This is a genomic window from Flavobacterium granuli (genome assembly GCF_031456055.1).
Lineage (GTDB): Bacteria > Bacteroidota > Bacteroidia > Flavobacteriales > Flavobacteriaceae > Flavobacterium > Flavobacterium granuli_A.
Genome location: NZ_JAVDTX010000001.1, coordinates 783,387 through 803,028, shown reverse-complemented (window position 1 = coordinate 803,028; position 19,642 = coordinate 783,387). Strand labels below are relative to the sequence as shown.

The window sequence follows — 19,642 nt, the reverse complement described above, 5'->3', positions numbered from 1 at the left end:
AAATGGAAAAAGAGAACATTGCAGTAGGTCTAGATATTGGGACGACGAAAATTGTTGCCATGATAGGCAAAAAGAATGAATATGGTAAACTTGAAATTTTAGGTGTTGGAAAATCTAAAAGTTTAGGAGTTGCAAGAGGTGTTGTAAATAATATTACGCAAACTATTCAATCTATACAGCAAGCAATACTTGAGGCAGAAAATAATTCAGGTTATAAAATAAAAGATGTTGTAGTAGGTATTGCTGGTCAGCATATAAGAAGTATTCAGCATAGTGATTATATCAGCAGAAGTAATCCTGAAGAAGTTATAGGTGGAAATGATATTGATTTATTGATCAATCAGGTTCATAAATTGGCCATGTTGCCAGGAGAAGAGATAATTCATGTATTGCCACAAGAATTTAAAATTGATGGGCAATCGGATGTTAAAGAGCCAATTGGGATGTACGGAGGAAGACTGGAAAGTAGTTTTCATGTGGTAGTAGGACAGGCTTCTTCTATCAGAAACGTTGGTCGATGTATTCAAAGTTCAGGTATCGAATTGTCAGGTTTGACATTGGAGCCATTAGCTTCTTCTGATGCAGTCTTGAGTCAAGAAGAAAAAGAAGCCGGAGTTGCTCTTATCGATATTGGAGGAGGAACAACAGATTTGGCTATTTTCAAAGATGGAATTATTCGCCACACAGCAGTAATACCTTTTGGAGGTAATGTAATTACGGATGATATAAAAGAGGGTTGTTCGATTATAGAAAAACAAGCTGAATTATTGAAAGTGAAATTTGGTTCTGCTTGGCCAGGGGAAAATAGAGACAATGAGATTGTTTCTATTCCAGGATTAAGAGGAAGAGAGCCTAAAGAGATTTCGTTGAAAAACCTTTCGAAAATAATTAATGCAAGAGTTGTTGAAATCATTGAACAAGTTTTTACCGAGGTAAGAGCTTATGGACATGAAGATCCTCGTAAAAAATTGATTGCAGGAATCGTTCTTACAGGTGGTGGTGCACAATTGAAACATATAAAGCAATTGGTAGAATATATCACCGGAATGGATACTAGAATTGGTTATCCTAACGAACACCTAGCTGGAAATTCTGATGAAGAAATTTCAAGCCCCTTATATGCTACAGCAGTTGGATTGGTAATGAACAGCATTGAAAATAAAACACAAAGTGCGGTTAAAATGCAGGCAACAGTAACACCAGAAAAAGTAATTTATAGAGAGACTATTGTTGAAGAAAAAGTAGAAATTAAAGAAGAGGTTTATGTACAACCTGAAAGAGTACTTCAAGTAGCTCCTGTTAGGGAAGAATCTACTGAAAACAAAATAAGAAGATCGTTTTTTGATAAATATGTGGACAAGATTAAAGATTTTTTGGACAACGCAGAATAATAAATAAATAATAGAATAAATATCAAACCTCCTTTTTGCCCCAAGCCTAGAGTAGTTAAAGATAAAGTTAATAAAAATTAAAACCCCATATGATGCCAAGCAACACAGAATTTGGAAGTATTTCATTTGATTTACCAAAAAATCAATCAAATGTAATCAAAGTAATTGGAGTAGGTGGTGGCGGTAGTAACGCTATAAACCACATGTTTAAACAAGGGATTAAAGGCGTTGATTTTATCGTCTGTAATACCGATTCTCAAGCGCTTGAGAATAGTGGTGTGCCTAACAAAATTCAGTTAGGAGCACATTTAACCGAAGGTTTAGGAGCGGGTGCTAACCCAGATGTTGGACATCAATCAGCTATAGAAAGTATTGCTGATATTGAAAAAGTATTGGATGTAAATACTAAAATGGTATTTATCACTGCCGGAATGGGTGGTGGAACTGGAACAGGAGCTGCACCGGTTATAGCTCAATTGGCCAAAGAACGAGACATACTTACAGTAGGGATAGTAACTTTGCCATTCTTGTTTGAAGGTAAAGTGCGTCAAGAACAAGCTCTTATCGGTATCGAAAAATTGCGTAAACAAGTCGATTCATTAATCGTTATCAATAATAATAAATTAAGAGAAGTATATGGAAATTTAGGTTTCAAAGCTGGATTTTCAAAAGCGGATGAAGTTTTGGCGACTGCCTCTAGAGGAATTGCCGAAGTAATAACTCATCACTATACTCAAAATATAGATTTACGTGATGCAAAAACAGTATTGTATAATAGCGGAACTGCTATTATGGGATCTTCTGTTTCATCTGGTGAAAATAGAGCTAAGGAAGGGATTATTGCTGCTTTAGATTCGCCACTTTTAAATGATAATAAAATTACAGGAGCCAAAAACGTATTGTTGCTTATCGTTTCTGGAACCAATGAAATTACTATCGACGAAATTGCCGAAATCAATGAGCATATACAATATGAGGCAGGTTCAAATGCCAATATTATTATGGGGGTTGGTGAAGATGAAACTCTTGGTGATTCAATTGCGGTAACAATTATTGCTACAGGTTTTAATGTGGAACAACAAAACGAAATCGTAAATGTTGAGCCTAAAAAAATTATTCATACTCTAGAAGAAGAACAAAGAGGTGTTTTTGATCTAACAAAAAATACAGTTGCAAACTTTAATTTAAATACTGAAACACCAGTTTCAAATTCTAACGAAAGAATCGTTTTTGATTTAATCGAAGATGTGGTGACACCCGAGCCGGTAATTGAATCTCCGATAATTGCTTCTATCAATGAAGATGAGTTAATCGGGATGACTGAATTTATCAAAAATTTGGATGTAACATTCGAAATTGTTTCTCCACTGAAAGAGATTGATTTTGTAGTTGCCAATCCTGTTGTTGAGCAAGTTAGAGAAGTAAGGTCTGAGCCAATGCATTTTGAGGAAAAACAAGAGCAAACGGCTTTTTCTTTTGATATGCCATTAAGTAAACCAGAACCTGTTCAAGCTAAAGTTGAGTCAAATAATTTTTTATTTGAATTGACAAATGAGACAAGAGATATTAAAGTAATAGAACCTGTTCAGTTGGTTCCTGTAACCGAATTGTCGGATAACGGTATCATTAAATACTCGCTTGAAGAATATATGGAAACAGAGAATGACTTGATAGAAAGCAAGCCTGTAGCCAAAATAGAGGAAGTAATACCAGCTGAATTGAACATCACGATGAAGCAAGTGTCTGAGCCAGTTGCCGAAATTCCTGTCCTGGCGAACAATTCTCCAGTTGACATGACAATCGAAGAAACGCTTAGATTCCGAGCTGAAGAAAGAAGAAGAAAACTTAAAGATTTCAATTATAAGTTTCATGATAATGTATCAAGAGTGGATGAACTAGAAAGAGAGCCAGCTTATAAGAGATTTGGTATCGATCTTAGCAGTTCACAAACTAATAATTCTACTTCAAGAATATCAGTTGGAACTGATAGTAATAATGATTTGCAGTTGCGTTCCAACAACTCCTATTTACATGACAATGTAGATTAACTAACTCAAACCATTTTGAGATAGCCCGAAAATTTTATTCAATTTTCGGGTTATTTTTTTGAGTATAAAGCATAAAACAAGAAGTTGTTAATGCGAGTTAAATTTTCTAAATTTGTCGGGCCTTATCCAGCTGTACATTACAAGCTTTTTTATCGTAACTATTTTTTTCTAAGAACAAGAAAGAGCTTCTTTCAGTCGCTTTTCTGGTTCAAGAAAAAATATAGTTTCTCCCAAAAAGGCTTTCCATTTCCATCTGGGGCAGTCACGCAGATTCGTTTTCAAAAGAGACGGTTTTCATCAATAATATAAAATCTAAAATACAGAATATGAGTTTATCAATTCAAATCATGGACGAATTAAAAACCGCCATGAGAGCCAAAGATACAGTAGCGTTAGAAGCTTTAAGAGCTATAAAATCTGAACTTTTATTAGCACAAACGGCATCAGGTTCAAAAGAAGAAATTTCGGCTGATGATGAGATTAAATTGCTGCAAAGATTGGTTAAAACCCGCAAGGAAAGTGCTAGAATATTTACAGAGCAAAATCGTTTAGATTTGGCCGAACCAGAATTGGCACAAATCGCAGTAATCGAAAAATTCTTACCAGCTCAATTAAGCGAAGCTGAAGTGGAAGCTGTGATTGCAAAAATCATTGCCGAAACAGGAGCGTCTGGAATTGCTTCTATGGGTAAAGTAATGGGATTGGCATCTGCTCAATTAGGAGGTACTGCCGAGGGAAAAACCATTTCAACCATCGTAAAGAAATTATTGACTTAAATTAAATTAAATAGATTTCTGATTTTATAATCTAAAATCAGAAATCTACAATTTATACTGACCGCGTAGTTCAACTGGATAGAATATCAGATTTCGGCTCTGAGGGTTGGGGGTTCGAACCCCTCCGCGGTCACATAACAAAAGCAAAATCGTAAATGAATTTTATGATTTTGCTTTTTTTTATTTATATTTAAACCTAACCCAAGCTACCAAATCTATTTATGGATAACATTACACTAGTAGTTTTTACTTTTAGTCTTACTTTTTTTGTTGTAGTAGCTCTTCTTGTTGCTTTCTTTAGGCTTTTGGAATACTATTTTGGTTTGGTGTTTGGGAAACCTCTTTTTATTCATTTTTGTCCTTTTCCAAAGAAAATTAGCTCCAATGCACTCCATTTTTTAAACTCACAATTCCCTTTTTATGTTCGTTTATCGGATAAAAATAAAGTGTACTTTGAGCATAGGGTAGCTTCTTTTTTGGATAATTATGAATTTGTCAGTAGAGAGAATTTTGTAATTACCGAAGAGGTAAAAGTTCATATAGCTGCAACATTTGTTATGTTGTCTTTTGGCATGCGAGAATATCTTTGCGATGTTTTTGATACAATAATCATTTATCCGTCAATCTATTTTTCTAGGATAACCAAACAATATCATAAGGGAGAATTTAATCCCAACACAAGAACAGTTGTCTTCTCTTGGGAAGATTTTCAAAAGGGATTTGATATTTCTTCCGATAATTTAAATCTTGGAATCCATGAATTTGCTCATGTTTTACATCATCATGGATCGCAAAGTAATGATAGTGGTTCAGTAGTATTTTCTAGGATGTATGCTGTTATTAATGCAGAAGTGAATGAAACTGCCTTCAGGGAGCAATTAATGCAATCCAATTATTTCAGGGTTTATGCATTTACGAACCAATTTGAATTTCTTGCTGTGATCTTGGAGAATTATTTTGAAACGCCTTTGGAGTTCAAAATGCGTTTTCCAGATTTGTATGAGAAAGTAAGTTTGATGTTGAATCAAAAGCCTTAATTTGTTTTTTAGTTTTTAATAAAGTGTTTAGTCTTGAAAAAGTGACACTGGATTAATAATAAAAAAAGGAGAGACTTTGAGTTTTTTTGAAAATGATAAAACCCCCAAATCAAATTAATGAATTGGGGGTTTTGTATTTGTTATTGAACTTCAAATGTGTCTTTTAGAGAGACTGGAATACCTTGATCTGTGAATCCTTCTAGAGTGATCTCGAATGTTCCTGTTACATCAGAGGTGTAAAAGGATATAGGGTTTTCTGTGCTGGCTAAGGTAAGTTGGGGAAGCCATAATAATTGGTAGCGATAATCCGGAATTCTTTCGTTTTTAGACTTATCTGTATAATCTGGGGTGTAATACTCTTTTGTAATTGATGGTCTTAAAACTGATGCATCAAGAATATAGGAACCAGATTGCTTACTGATAAAATCCTGTGTTTTAGTGGTAAAACTGATGAGACCGTTGAAAGCTTTTGGACCAAGGTAATATAATCCAGGAATCACACTTATTTTGAATACGTTTTTCATGTTATATTCAAATAGCTCACTGGTGTCCTGTAAAAGTAATCCATCAATAAGTACTAATGCGGGTTCTGGAGATTGAGTATAAATGCTGGCATCTCTTAAATGTAAAGTGTATTTTTTATCTTTTTGTTCGTAATACATTTCTTTGACAATTTCGACAGCTGTTTCTTTTAGCGTTGGAAATCGTGAAAAGTCATCAAGAATATATTCTTTTGCAATTGGTTCATAAAAAGCGCTTATTGATTTTATCTTTAGAATACTATCTCTTTTATTGCTGTAATAAGCATTTTCAATTTGACTTGCAATGGATCTATTAAGTAAAGTTTCCGAGAGCGTAGGTGTTAAATTTATGTTGGGTTGAAAGCTAAGTTTTGAATAATCAATTGTCGAAGGATTTTCTAGTACAATTGTATAATTTGAACGTTTGTCATCGATAACCTGAATGTTTACCGCTGAGTTGTAATAGGGTTTATCGAGATTGAAGATAAAGTTTCCATTTTTATCTGTTTTTACTACTTTGAAAGCGAATGTTTTTCCAGGAATTGATAGTCCAATATTTATATTTTGAATATCATTTGTATTGCTTTTAGAAATAATTTTTCCAGTAATCATTTCACCTCTTAATTCAGGTAAAACAATTTTATTGGCTTTATTTATTGGTTCTATTTTTGGAATTATTTTTGAAAATTCTTCAGCAGTGGTTCGTTTCGTTGAAGGCAAATCTTCTAGTTTCCTAACAGAGAATGAATAATTTCCATTTTTGGCTACTTCATTTAAAGTTGCAACATTCACGTTTACTTCTTCTCTATTTGCGAATGCTTTTTTATTTAAATTGAGTTTTAAGTAATCATTAGTTTCAACTCTTTGAGTTTGTTGAATTGGCAAGATTGGAGTGTCTCCTATAGCTGTATTTGGTGCTGGGATATTTGTTGCAGTTTGATTTTCAGCTGTTTGAAATGGATTGATAATGACAACATCAATTTGGAAAAAAGGCGTAATTGTTTGGTTCAACATCCAGTTAGTGTAACCGATGAGTTTGTAATTACCCGTTTTTATAGTGGTAGGTACAAAATAATCGCCCTGACCTTTAGTGTCTTCAAGATAAATTTTGTTTTTGAAAACAGTTTTTTTGTCACTATCCACAAGTTCTACGTAAGCTATTTTACTAAGATTACTTGGTGTTTTGTTGGATAATTTCAGGCAATTGAGCTTGTAGTAAAGTGTTTCTCCTGTGACAAATGTTGTTGCATTTGTACTGAGAAATACAGTTTCATCGCTATTAAAATTTTGCTTCTCACTTTGTGAGCTGATTTGCTGGGCTGTAACTTTTTGAAAATTAGAGCATAATAGTGCAAATAATACGAGGTGTTTTAATCTTCCCAAAATAGTGGTTTTATGTTAGACGAAAAAGTAGTACAGTCACCGCAAGGCGCTGGATTGACAATATATGTGATTCCTGTATTTCTAATGTATGTAATTGTATTGTTAGAAAATCCGTACACTAAATTATCTCCATCGCATCCAATGCCAACAAAGCAAAAGTTAAGAGCCATTTGTTCGCATTCAGTATAATATGGAGGCAAAGGATCCAAAGGAAATAAATCTTTATAATTGAAATAGATTCTTTTTGAGGATACAGAAGCAACTTCGAAATAACCTATTATTTTATCGTTAGGATTAATTGTTGATTTTATATTACCATACAAAAAACCAGGTTGAAGAGGTGATAATAGTGAACCTGAATCAGATATTTTTTTTAAAGTTTTATAATAAGTGTAAGCTGCCAGATTTTCTACATATTGAGTTACTAAGATACTATATCGATGCGAGATAATGCTGTTTTGACTACTAATAAATCTTACAGGTATGTCAACTTGGTTTTTATTTTGTTCAGCCGTGCTGGTCAGTATAATGTCGGTACTGTTTTTTGTAGTATAGCATACCCGAGTATCTACAGAGTTTGGGATAAGTTCAATTGTTGGATTTGATGAAGGCGTAACTCCAGGTACTATTATTGCCTTCATTGAATTCCATCTTGGAGCAACGATTTTATAAGTTTCCTCATATTCATATCGGTAATATTTTGCATTATTTGTTGGGTCTTCACTATTAGCATGTATAGCCACCCCTCTAATCGAATCTTTGGTTTCTACTATAGCCTTTACATCCTTCATTGGATTGATTGGAGGCAAGTTTTCGGTAGATGATTCAAAAGAACGACCATCACTAGTAGTAATGTTCAATCGATATTCTCTTCCAGGAATAGCTTGAAATTCAGATGTAGAAATGTATTTTCCCGATTCTTCTTCGAAGTCGTATCTAATTCCAGTATTATCTGTGATATAGACATCTGCGCCAGATTCTACTTTGATTTCTATATCCTCCAGTTTAGATGTCTTACTGAGGGTTATTTCTTGCTTTTTGAGCTCATTCGTTATTGTTGCCTCTACGACCAATGCTTCTTCATAGGTATTTGTTTCTAGTATATATGGCTCTGTACAGCCATTTATAATAAAGCAGATTAGTAGTAAAAAGGTAATTTTATTTAAAAACATAGTTATTCTTTTATTGAAATATAATTGTTGAGTTTAAAACCTTTTTCTCGGTTTTTGACTGATAAAACGGAAATGATATTTTTTTAATCTATCCAAAATGGAGGTTTTACGCCAGATGCAAAAGTGGTACAGTCACCACAAGGTGCTTTATAAACAGTATATTGGTTATCTAGATTACGGTAATAAGTTAAGGTATTTGTAGTAAATCCATATATTAATTCATCTGCATTGCAATCAACTGGTCCGTCGCAAAATTTCATTTTCAATTCTTCGCATTCTGTGTAATATGGAGGTAGGGATTCGTTAGGGAATAAATCAATATAGTTGAAAAACATTCTTTTTGATGTTACAGAAGATACATCAAAAAAGCCAATTACTTTATTATCTGGATTAGTTGTAGATTGAATATTTCCATAAAAAAAACCTGGTTGTAATGGCGACAGTAAAGTTCCAGAATCGGATAGTTTTTTTAAAGTTTTATAATAGGTGTAAGCCGCTAAATTTTCAACATACTGATATACTAATATACTGTATCGATGTGATAGGATATAGTTTTGGTCACTAATGAAACGAACTATAAAATCAAGTCGATTCTCATTTAGTTCAGTAGTACTGGTTAATATAAAATCGGTGCTGTTTTTTGTTCCATAACAGACTCTAGTATCTACAGTGTTTCGAATAAGTTGAATTGCCGTGGGAGGGCCGGGTACTACTGTAGCCTTTTGGGTAGTCCAAAAGGGAGCAACTATTTTGTAGGTTTCTTCAAATTTATAGCGATAATATTTTGCATTTTCAGTAGGGTCATAATTATAGACATGTATTGCAACACCTCTTATGCTATCTTCTTTTGTTTCAACAAAAGCTTTTAGATCTTGTATGGGGTTAATTGGAGCTAGTTTTTCGATAGATGATTCAAATGAACGACCATCTTTAGTATTAATACTTAATTTATATTCTCTTTCTGGAATAGCCTGAAATTCAGTGGTAGATACATATTTCCCAGAATCTTCTTCAAAGTCATAATGATTTCCAGTATTATCTGTGATATAGATTTCAGCACCAGATTCTACTTTAATCTCTTTATCTTCTAGTTTAGCTGTTTTGGTAAGGATTATTTCTTGTTTTTTGAACTCATTTGTTATTGTTGCCTCTACAACTAATGCTTCTTCATAAGTATTGGTCTCTAGTATATATGGCTCGGTACAGCCATTTATAATAAAGCAGATTAGTAGCAGTAAGATTGTTTTATTTAATGGCATGATAATTATTTTATTCTTTTTTTGTAAAATATTCGACTTATCTAAAGTTCTTTTTTTGTTTTCGACTCATGAAATAAAAATAATATTTTTTTTAATCTATCCAAAATGGAGGTTTTATATTTGATGAAAAGGAGGTGCAATCTCCACAGGGAGAATTGACCCAAAAATAATATCCACTTTGATTGAAATATGTTATTTTGTTTAATTCGAGGTCATCAGTATAGGATGACGAATGCGTGCAAGGATCTGGCGTATAGGGCCAATCAGCATAACAAAATTCTTTGCAATCTGTGTAAAAGGGTGGTACAGGTTCATAGGGAAATAAATCTTGGTAATTGAAATAGATTCTCTCTATTGACACTGAAGCTACATCAAAATATCCTATTACCTTGCTGTTTGGATTGCTTACAGCATTTATATTGCCTAATAATATTCCAGGTTGATTAGGGGATAATAAAGTGCCTGAATCAGATAATTTTTTTAAAGTTTTATAATAATTATATGCAGCCAAACTTTCGACATACTGCCTTACTAAAATACTGTATCGGGTTGTAATGATATAATTTTGGTCGCTAATAAATCGAACTAGAAAATTAACACGATCTTCATTTTGTATATTGGTGTTTTCCAAAAGTATTTCTGTGCTTCTTTTGTTACCATAACAAATTTTAGTGTCGGTCGAATTTGGAATAAAAGAGAGTGATCCGTTATTGTTTAAAATTGCTTTAGTAGTTGTCCATTTTGGGGAAACAATTTTATAGGTCTCTTCATATTCGTATCTATAATATTTTGACTGATTATTTGGGTCAAAACTATTTACTCTAATGGCAACACCTCTTAAGCTATCTTTTGGCTCAACAGTTGCTGTCACGCTCTGCATTGGATTGAGGTTTGTTAGTTTTTCAATTGATGATTCAAAAGTTCTTCCGTCAAGGGTGTTTATGTTTAAACGGTATTCTCTTTCAGGAACGACTTGAAACTCAACAGTAGAAACATATTTCCCATCCTCTTCCTCAAAGGCATATTGATTTCCGGCATTGTCAGTAATAAAAACATTAGCACCCAATTCTACTTTTGTTTCTTTGTCTTCGAATCGTGACGTTTTTGTTAGTGTTATTTCTTGTTTTTTAAGCTCATTTGTTATTGTTGCCTCTACGACTAATGCTTCTTCATAGGTGTTGGTCTCTAGTATATATGGCTCGGTGCAGCCATTTATAATAAAGCAGGTTAGTAGTAGAAAGATTATTTTATTTAAAGACATAGTTGTTTTTTTATTCTTTTTTTAAAATATTCGATGGGCCTAAAGTCATTTTTTTTTTTTTGACCCATTAAATGAAAGCAATATATTTTTTAATCCATCCAAAATGGAGGTTTTATGTTTGACGCAAAAGTGGTACAATCTCCACAGGGTTTATTAACCCACCAATCCTTACCTTTGTCTAATATAACATAACTTATGACATCTCTTTCAAGGTCATATAAAACACCAGGGTTGGAATCATGAGTACATTGACACAAAGTTGGGCATGCATCTACGGCATAACAAAATTGCTTACAATCCACATAATAAGGTGGTGCTGGTTCGTTTGGGAATAAATCTTTATAATTAAAATAGATTCTTTCTGTTGACACTGAAGTCACATCAAAATAGCCTATTACCTTGTTGTTAGTGTTGTTTACAGCATTAATATTACCTAATAAAATGCCAGGCTGGATAGGGGATAATAAAGTGCCTGAATCTGCTATTTTTTTTAAAGTTTTGTAATAATTATATGCGGCTAAACTTTCGACATATTGCCTTACTAAGATACTATATCGGGTTGTAATGATATAATTTTGGTCACTAATAAATCGAACTATATAATTAACACGGTCTTCATTTAGGATATTGGTATTTTCCAAAAGTATTTCTGTGTTCTTTTTGCTGCTATAACATATTTTGATATCTGTTCGATTTGGGACGAAAGCAAGTGCCCCGTTATTATCCAGAATTGCTTTAGTATCCACCCATTTCGGAGAAACAATTTTATAAGTTTCTTCGTATTCGTATCTGTAATATTTGGACTGATTGTTTGGGTCAAAACTATTTACCCTAATGGCAACACCTCTTAAGCTATCCTTTGGTTCAACAGTAGCAGTCACGCTCTGCATTGGATTCATATTAGTAAGTTTTTCAATTGACGATTCAAAAGTTCTTCCATCAAGGGTGTTTATACTTAATCTATATTCTCTTTCAGGAACCGCTTGAAACTCCTCCGTAGAAACGTATTTTCCTTCTTCTTCCACAAAGTCATATTGTTTTCCGGTATCGTCTGTAATAAATACATTAGCACCAGATTCTGCTTTTGTTTCTTTGTCTTCGAATCGTGACGTTTTTGTTAATGTTATTACTTGCTTTTTGAGTTCATTCGTTATTGTAGCCTCTACAACTAATGCTTCATCATAGGTATTGGTCTTTAGTATATATGGTTCGGTACAGCCATTTATAATAAAGCAGATTATCAATACAAAGATTATTTTATTGAAAAGCATAGTTATTTTTTATTCTTTTTGAGAAGTAGTTGTTGAGTCTAAAGTTGTTTTTTTGTTGACTCATGAAATGAAAACAATATGTTTTTTAATCTATCCAAAATGGAGGTTTTATATTTGATGAAAATGTGGTGCAATCCGAACAGGGAGTATTTACCCAAAAATCACGTTCGCTTTCTAGAAAAAATCTTACTGCATCTGTTGCTAGATCTTCTCGAACACCTGGTTTTGTGTCATGAGTGCATGGACATTGACCAGCGTAAATTTCACAATCGGCATAGCAAAATTCGACACAATCTGTATAGTATGGTGGTGCAGGCTCGTTTGGGAATAAATCAATATAGTTAAAATAGATTCTCTCAGTTGAAACAGAAGCTACATCAAAATATCCTATTACCTTGCTATTCGGATTACTTACGGCTTTAATGTTACCTAACAAAATTCCAGGTTGGTTAGGGGATAAAAGACTTCCAGAATCTGATATTTTTTTTAAAGTTTTATAATAATTATAGGCTGCTAAACTCTCAACATATTGTTTTACTAAAATGCTATAACGGGTTGTAATGATATAATCTTGGTTACTAATAAATCGAACTAGAAAATTAACACGGTCTTCATTTAGGATATTGGTATTTTCCAAGAGTAGTTCTGTGCTTTTTTTGCTGCTATAACATATTTTAATATCTGTTCGATTTGGAATGAACGATATTGATCCATTATTGTTTAAAACTGCTTTAGTGTCTACCCATTTTGGGGCAACAATTTTATAGGTTTCTTCATATTCATATCTGTAATATTTTGACTGATTATTAGGGTCAAAACTGTTCACCCTAATGGCCACACCTCTTAAACTGTCTTTTGGTTCAACAGTAGCCGTCACACTCTGCATCGGATTAATGTTAGTTAGCTTTTCAATTGACGATTCAAAAGTTCTTCCATCAAGGGTGTTTATATTTAATCTATATTCTCTTTCAGGGATAGCTTGAAACTCAACCGTAGAAACATATTTTCCATCTTCTTCTTCAAAGGTATAATGATTTCCGGTATTGTCAGTAATAAATACATTGGCGCCCGATTCTACTTTTGTTTCTTTGTCTTCGAATCGTGACGTTTTTGTTAGTGTTATTTCTTGTTTTTTGAGCTCGTTTGTTATTGTTGCTTCTACAACTAATGCTTCTTCATAAGTATTGGTCTCTAATATATACGGTTCGGTACAGCCTTTTATAATAAAGCAGGTTAGTAGTAGAAAGAAAATATTATATGTTATTTTAAGCTTCATTGCTTTAATTAAAATTTAAAATTATAAGTAATACTTGGTACAGGTATTGAGAAGATTGAAGTTTTAAAAGCTTTAACTTGACCATTGCCATCAGTAACAAAATAAATGGAGTAAGGATTTGCCCTGCCCAAAACGTTATAGACAGAAATGTTCCAAAAGCTATGTGCTAATTTTTTTATTTTATGATTTCCTTCAATGTTTATGCCAATGTCAAGTCGGTAATAATCTGGAATACGAAATGCATTTCTATCACTATATAACGTATAATTTGCATTGTTGTATAAATATGTCCCAATAGGATAGGTAATTGGTCTCCCTGTTTGGTAAACAAAATTGGAAGAGAGACTGTATCTTTTGGTAAACTTGTAGTTTAAGATGGCGCTTACATCATGAGGTTTGTCATAATTTGCTGGAAAATAATTACCATTATTTACTTTTTCTTCACTAAACTGGCTGTCCAATTTTATAAAAGTTCTGGAGTAGGTGTATCCCAACCAACCGTTTAATCGACCAAACTGTTTTTTGATTAAAAACTCAATTCCATATGCTTTTCCTTCTCCTTGTAAAAGTTCGGTTTCAACATGTTCGTTTAATTGAAGTTGAGCGCCTACTTTATAATCTAGAATGTTTTTTGATCTTTTATAATAGGTTTCTAAACTAACTTCATATAAATTGTTGTCGAAATTTTTGAATATACCAATCGATGCCTGTTGTGCAGTTTGTGGTTTTATATTCAAATTTGAAAGCACCCATGTGTCAGTTGGAGACTGAGTAACATTACTGGAAAGCAAATGAATGTACTGACTTGTTTTGTCGTATCCAGCCTTAATTGACAAATCTTCGGTTAATAAATATCGAGCAGCTATACGTGGCTCAAAAGTGCCATAAGTAGTCACTACTTCATTGTTTTCAAAATGTTTAGTTTCTACAACAGTAGCATCATTAAGAGGTACATTAGGTTCATATATTCTTTGATCAGACTCTCCAAGTGAAGCATAAAGTGAATATCTAAGACCTAAGTCTAGAGATAGTTTGTCACTAATTTTAAAGTTGTCTGAAACATAAAATGCTGATTCCAATCCTTTTTCTTGCTGAATTTCTATAGGTTTTAATGTTGCGTCAGGATTTGTAGGGGTTAAAAAACCTGGGTAAACATTGTATAGCTTACTTGTTAAGCCATATTGAAATTTATGTTTGTCACTATATAGAAAATTAAACTTTAATAGAAGTTGTGTTTCATTGAGTTTGTATCCAGATACGAAAGCATTTTTTGCAGTCGTATCGAAGTCGATGTCGTATTTGTATTCAGTATTGGTTAAAATTACTGCTGCTTTGTTTTTTGAATTAAAAGAATGATCCCATTTGATAGAAGCAAGTCTGTTGCTATACGAATAAATGGAGTCAGAACTAAGACTGAATTTATCGTGGCTATAATAAAGAGTTGATTCCAGAGAGTTGTTTTTATTCAAAATATTATTGTATTTTAATATTCCATCATAAAAACTAGCTTGACTATTGGCCAAGTCGTCGTTTTTTAAAGATTTTAATACCCAATCTGAGTAGGTTGCGCGTCCTCCAAAAATGATACTGGATTTGTTTTTCTCTAATGGTACACTAACGCTTAAATTGGATGTTATTGGGCCAATCGCTCCTTCACCGCTGAAGTTTTCAGGATTTCCGTTTTTGGTAGTTATATCAAATACAGAGGATAGTCTTCCACCTAAATCAGCAGGAATGCTTCCTTTGTAGATGGTTGCTTTCTTTGCGGTATATGGATTAATAGAAGAGAAAAAACCTAAAAAGTGTTGAGGATTATAGAGCACGGCATTATCAAGAAGAAATAAATTCTGATCATCTTTTCCACCACGTACATTAAAACCAGCAGAGCCTTCACCAGTGGTTTTAACACCAGGCAATGTAGTTGCTACTTTTAGGATATCTCTTTCTCCAAGTATCAAAGGCATGTTTTTCATGGCTTCAATATCTATAGAAATTACACCCGAAACAACGGATTCGACAGCTTTTGATCCTTTACCTTTTATAAATACTTCATCTAACTGATTTGAATTTTCGGCTATATTGATGTTTAGTTCACCATTATTGTAAACCACCAAAGTCTTTACTGTTTTTTTGTGGCTTAGAGATCTTGTTTCTATAATATTTGTACCCGTTGGAAGTTTTATAGAATAATTCCCTTCGTTATCACTAATAGTACTTATGTTTTTATTTCTAACTTTAATAACAATATTAGATTCGGGTTTTCCAGTTGTAGTGTTAATTATTGTTCCGGTTATGGTACAAAACTTAGCATCTGTTGTTGTTGTTTCTTTTCCAATAAAAACAACTCCATTATTTTCCTTATTATGTGATTTGTTTATAGAATCATATTGTTGATAAAAAACTGGTTTGCCAGTTAAATCATTAGAGTCTTTATTGATATTTTCCGATTTAATTGCACCAAAATAATTGTTGGCCAATTTTTCATGGATAACGTTATTTTGAGTCAAAATAATCTTGTTTTTTGTGATATAAAAGTTCAAAGATGTATTGTTGAAAAGACCTTCTAAAACAGTTGTTATTGTAACGTTTTTGAAACTTCCAGAGATTAGAGTTTTTTCAGAATCAATCCATTCCTTTTCAAAATAAAAATGATAAGGAGTTGAAGCTTCTATAGTCTTTATAGCTTGTAATCTGTCGACATTTTTAAATTCAAAAGAATAAGTTTCTCCAGTTTTTTGTGCTAGTAACGAAAAATGAATTAAGGCTGTGAAAAGGACGAGTAATATTTTCCTCATTTTTATTATTTTGAGTTGTTTATTGAAGAATCATAAATAGAAATCATTAAACTATTTATAAATTGATTGTAGTCTGTTTTACTTAAACTTCTGTTTCTTTGATAAAAAGCATTGATATTTTTTTTACTTTCTGGAAATATTTTAACAATGCTTGTTTTGTTGTTTGTTTCATAAAACTTGCCTTTATATTCTATATAATATTGATAGTTGTCATTAAATGAATAATAAACACCTTCTTCATTGATTCCTTTAAGGATGTCTTTGTGATGCTTAATAAATAAATTGAAGTTCTTCCCAATTTTTATTATCTCATAAAAACCAGAAGTAAAATCGGGTAAAGTGGTTTGACTCTTTGTTATTTTGATGAAATTTTTTCCGTAAATAAAAAAGGAATCTGTTTTGTCTTGAATTAAATTAATCCCAATGTGTTCAGGCTGTTCAGGAGGATTTAAAATCAATTGGTCTTTAAAAATATCGTATTTCAATTTTACATTAAAATAAGGCTGACCATCATAAACCAGATTTCCTACGGTGTATTTGTTGTTTTTGAAGAACATATTGTTGTCTCCGATTGTTCTGTAAGGGTTTAAGGCGAGGGGGCCATTGTTTAACCCAAGATTTTCTTTACCAACAATGGAATCAAATTTAGTATGTAATAAAATTTCAGAATTGGTTTGGGATTGTGCTTTGAACGCAGTGGTAGTAATTATAGTCAATAATACTATAAGTTTAATTCTTGATTTTCTAAATTGCATTTTTTATAAGTGGTTTTTTATAGTTGGTTTTCAGCTAATAGATGATTTTAAACTAAATTTATAAAAAAATTATACATTTTTTTATAAAAGTAATATTTAATCTTACAAAAACAAGGTTAATTGTTATGTTTTTATTTTTTTAACTTATTCTCAAATAAAATCTAAAAGATTTTTATTTTTTCAAAAATATGCTTGAATAATATAAGATTATATTAAAATTTATTTTTTGTATGGGCCTAAGAGAATTTTTTTATGTTAGATAGAAGTGAAAAATGGTTTCTATATCTGAGGGTAGGATTGTTTCTTGTATTGTAAATATCGAAAAACCCCGTTTCATCACGATGAAACGGGGTTTTTTCTATAAAATAAACCTTTAGTAAACTAAGATTGGATTACTCTTTTTTCTCCTCACGTGGAGGTCTTTGCAAAAGTGCTTTTCTTGACACTTTTTCTTTTCTTGTTTTAGGATCAAGTCCTAAATATTTAACTTGGAATACGTCTCCCATATTTACCACATCAGTAACGTTTTCTGTACGTTCCCAAGCTAGCTCAGATACGTGAAGCAATACTTCATTTCCTGGAGCTGATGTATATTCTACAACTGCGCCAAAATCAAGCATTTTGATTACTTTAACTTCGTAAGCTTCTCCCATTTGTGGTTTGAAAGTAATAGATTGAATCTTAGCTAATACCGCTTCAATTCCTGCAGGATCTGTTCCAAGGATTTCGATAACACCTTCTTCGTTTACTTCGTTGATTACGATTGTAGTTCCTGTAGCTTTTTGTAATTCTTGAATTACTTTTCCACCAGGTCCGATTAATGCTCCAATAAAGTTTCCAGGAATAGTTCTGGTGATGATTTTAGGAGAGTGTGCTTTTACATCTGCATTTGGTTTTGCAAGAGTTTCAAGTAATTTTCCTAAAATATGTAAACGTCCGTCACGAGCTTGAGCTAAAGCCTGCTCCATGATCTCGTATTTCAAACCATCAATTTTGATGTCCATTTGACAAGCTGTAATACCTTCTGAAGTTCCAGTTACTTTGAAATCCATATCTCCTAAGTGATCTTCATCACCTAAGATATCAGATAAAACTGCAAAACGGTCACCATCAGTAATTAATCCCATTGCAATTCCAGAAACTGGACGAGTCATTTGAATACCAGCATCCATTAAAGCCAATGTTCCAGCACAAACGGTAGCCATAGAAGATGAACCATTAGATTCCAATACCTCAGAAACGATTCTTATAGTATATGGATTTTCAGCAGGAATCATATTTTTCAACGCTCTTTGTGCTAAGTTTCCGTGACCAACTTCTCTTCTTGAAGTTCCTCTTAACGGACGAGCTTCTCCTGTAGAAAATGGTGGAAAGTTATAGTGTAAATAGAATTTTTCTTCTCCTTGTTCAGATGGTGAATCAATTTGGTTAGCTTCTCTAGAAGTTCCTAAAGTTGCTGTTGCCAAAGCTTGAGTTTCTCCACGTGTAAACAATGCAGAACCGTGAACAGATGGTAAATAATCTACTTCACACCAGATTGGTCTGATTTCTGTAGTTTTTCTTCCGTCAAGACGAGTTCCTAAATCTAAAGTTACATTACGAACAGCTTCTTTATTGGTTTTGTAGAAGTATTTAGAAACTAAATCTCCATTTTCTGCCAATTCTTCTTCTGTAAACAATGCTTTTACTTCTTCTTTTACAGCATCAAATGCAGCAGAACGTTCGTGTTTAGCTGAACCTTTACTTGCAATAGCGTAAATTTTATCGTAAGCCGCTGCTTTTACTTTTGCGTAAATAACATCGTCATTTTTTTCAGTTTCATAAGTACGAACTTCTTTTTTTCCAAATGCTTGAGCCAATCTTTCTTGAGCTGCAATTTGTACTTTGATATGTTCGTGAGCAAATTTAATTGCTTCTAACATTTCAGCTTCTGAGATTTCTTTCATTTCTCCTTCTACCATTGCGATAGAATCTGTTGAAGCTCCAATCATCATGTCGATATCAGACAATTCTAATTGTGCGCGAGATGGATTGATGATAAATTTACCGTCAATTCTTCCTACTCTAGCTTCAGAAATTAAAGTTTCAAAAGGAATGTCAGATAAAGCTAAAGCTGCTGAAGCAGCTAATCCAGCTAATGCATCCGGCATAACTTCATCATCATGAGACATCAACTGAATCATAACTTGAACTTCTGCGTGATAATCACTTGGGAAAAGTGGACGTAAAACACGGTCAACTAATCTCATTGTTAACACTTCGCTATCACTTGGACGAGCTTCTCTTTTGAAGAAACCTCCTGGGAAGCGACCTGCGGCTGCAAATTTTTCACGATAATCTACCGTTAATGGTAAAAAATCAATACCTGGACTTGCTTTTCTTGATGATACAACTGTTCCTAAAATAACAGTTTTACCAATTCTTACTACTACAGATCCATCAGCTTGTTTAGCTAAACGTCCTGTCTCGATTGTGATGCTTCTGCCATCACCTAAATCGATGCTTTCTACAAATAATTGTGGAATCATAATTTTTTTCCTTATTGGTTATACAATGGGTTCTAGTTGTGTTGTTAGTTGTAGTTGTTGCGTAGTTAATGCCTAAAACCCAATGAAAAACCAAACTTTTTTTAATGTAAATACTAATTTAAAAAATTAATATTGAATGGAAGAATTTAAAATAAAACTTTTAAACTCT

Annotated in this window: 13 protein-coding genes and 1 tRNA gene; 5 read left to right on the top strand and 9 right to left on the bottom strand. The window is 32.8% G+C overall.

Annotated features, from left to right (window positions below):
- Positions 1-2 precede the first annotated feature (2 nt).
- The 5 genes from ftsA to J2W95_RS03435 all read left to right on the top strand — a co-directional run bounded on the left by ftsA (position 3) and on the right by J2W95_RS03435 (position 5,252).
- Complete coding sequence (gene ftsA, locus J2W95_RS03455) at positions 3-1,391, top strand: cell division protein FtsA (protein ID WP_310003973.1); 1,389 nt, start codon at positions 3-5, stop codon at positions 1,389-1,391.
- A gap of 92 nt (positions 1,392-1,483) precedes the next feature.
- The gene (gene ftsZ, locus J2W95_RS03450; protein WP_310004268.1) at positions 1,484-3,439 is read left to right on the top strand and encodes a cell division protein FtsZ; all 1,956 of its coding nucleotides are present in this window, start codon (positions 1,484-1,486) and stop codon (positions 3,437-3,439) included.
- A gap of 326 nt (positions 3,440-3,765) precedes the next feature.
- Positions 3,766-4,215 (top strand): GatB/YqeY domain-containing protein, encoded by a 450-nt coding sequence (locus J2W95_RS03445; RefSeq protein ID WP_310003971.1) that lies wholly within the window; start codon positions 3,766-3,768, stop codon positions 4,213-4,215.
- A 59-nt stretch (positions 4,216-4,274) separates the two neighbouring features.
- Positions 4,275-4,348: transfer RNA gene (locus tag J2W95_RS03440), tRNA-Arg, on the top strand.
- Positions 4,349-4,436: 88 nt separating this feature from the next.
- Positions 4,437-5,252: a zinc-dependent peptidase gene (locus J2W95_RS03435; RefSeq protein WP_310003969.1), complete on the top strand. Its 816-nt coding sequence runs from the start codon at positions 4,437-4,439 to the stop codon at positions 5,250-5,252.
- A 140-nt stretch (positions 5,253-5,392) separates the two neighbouring features.
- Here J2W95_RS03435 and J2W95_RS03430 read toward each other — a convergent pair whose 3' ends face one another.
- The 9 genes from J2W95_RS03430 to J2W95_RS03390 all read right to left on the bottom strand — a co-directional run bounded on the left by J2W95_RS03430 (position 5,393) and on the right by J2W95_RS03390 (position 19,473).
- A complete protein-coding gene (locus tag J2W95_RS03430) occupies positions 5,393-7,156 on the bottom strand; it encodes a hypothetical protein (protein WP_310003967.1) in 1,764 nt (587 codons plus the stop codon).
- Positions 7,144-8,328: a DUF4249 domain-containing protein gene (locus J2W95_RS03425; protein WP_310003965.1), complete on the bottom strand. Its 1,185-nt coding sequence runs from the start codon at positions 8,326-8,328 to the stop codon at positions 7,144-7,146. Before J2W95_RS03425 ends, J2W95_RS03430 begins: the two co-directional genes overlap by 13 nt.
- An 83-nt stretch (positions 8,329-8,411) precedes the next feature.
- Complete coding sequence (locus tag J2W95_RS03420; protein ID WP_310003963.1) at positions 8,412-9,587, bottom strand: DUF4249 domain-containing protein; 1,176 nt, start codon at positions 9,585-9,587, stop codon at positions 8,412-8,414.
- 91 nt (positions 9,588-9,678) lie between these two features.
- Positions 9,679-10,848, bottom strand: a complete 1,170-nt coding sequence (locus tag J2W95_RS03415) for a DUF4249 domain-containing protein (protein WP_310003961.1) — start codon at positions 10,846-10,848, stop codon at positions 9,679-9,681.
- Positions 10,849-10,937: 89 nt separating this feature from the next.
- Positions 10,938-12,119, bottom strand: coding sequence for a DUF4249 domain-containing protein (locus tag J2W95_RS03410; RefSeq protein ID WP_310003959.1), 1,182 nt, complete (start codon positions 12,117-12,119; stop codon positions 10,938-10,940).
- Between the two features lie 85 nt (positions 12,120-12,204).
- Positions 12,205-13,395 (bottom strand): DUF4249 domain-containing protein, encoded by a 1,191-nt coding sequence (locus J2W95_RS03405; protein WP_310003957.1) that lies wholly within the window; start codon positions 13,393-13,395, stop codon positions 12,205-12,207.
- A gap of 8 nt (positions 13,396-13,403) precedes the next feature.
- On the bottom strand, positions 13,404-16,190 hold the full coding sequence (locus J2W95_RS03400) for a TonB-dependent receptor (RefSeq protein WP_310003955.1): 2,787 nt from the start codon (positions 16,188-16,190) through the stop codon (positions 13,404-13,406).
- A 5-nt stretch (positions 16,191-16,195) separates the two neighbouring features.
- On the bottom strand, positions 16,196-16,945 hold the full coding sequence (locus J2W95_RS03395; protein WP_310003953.1) for a hypothetical protein: 750 nt from the start codon (positions 16,943-16,945) through the stop codon (positions 16,196-16,198).
- Positions 16,946-17,337: 392 nt separating this feature from the next.
- Positions 17,338-19,473, bottom strand: a complete 2,136-nt coding sequence (locus tag J2W95_RS03390) for a polyribonucleotide nucleotidyltransferase (protein WP_310003951.1) — start codon at positions 19,471-19,473, stop codon at positions 17,338-17,340.
- Positions 19,474-19,642: the final 169 nt, after the last annotated feature.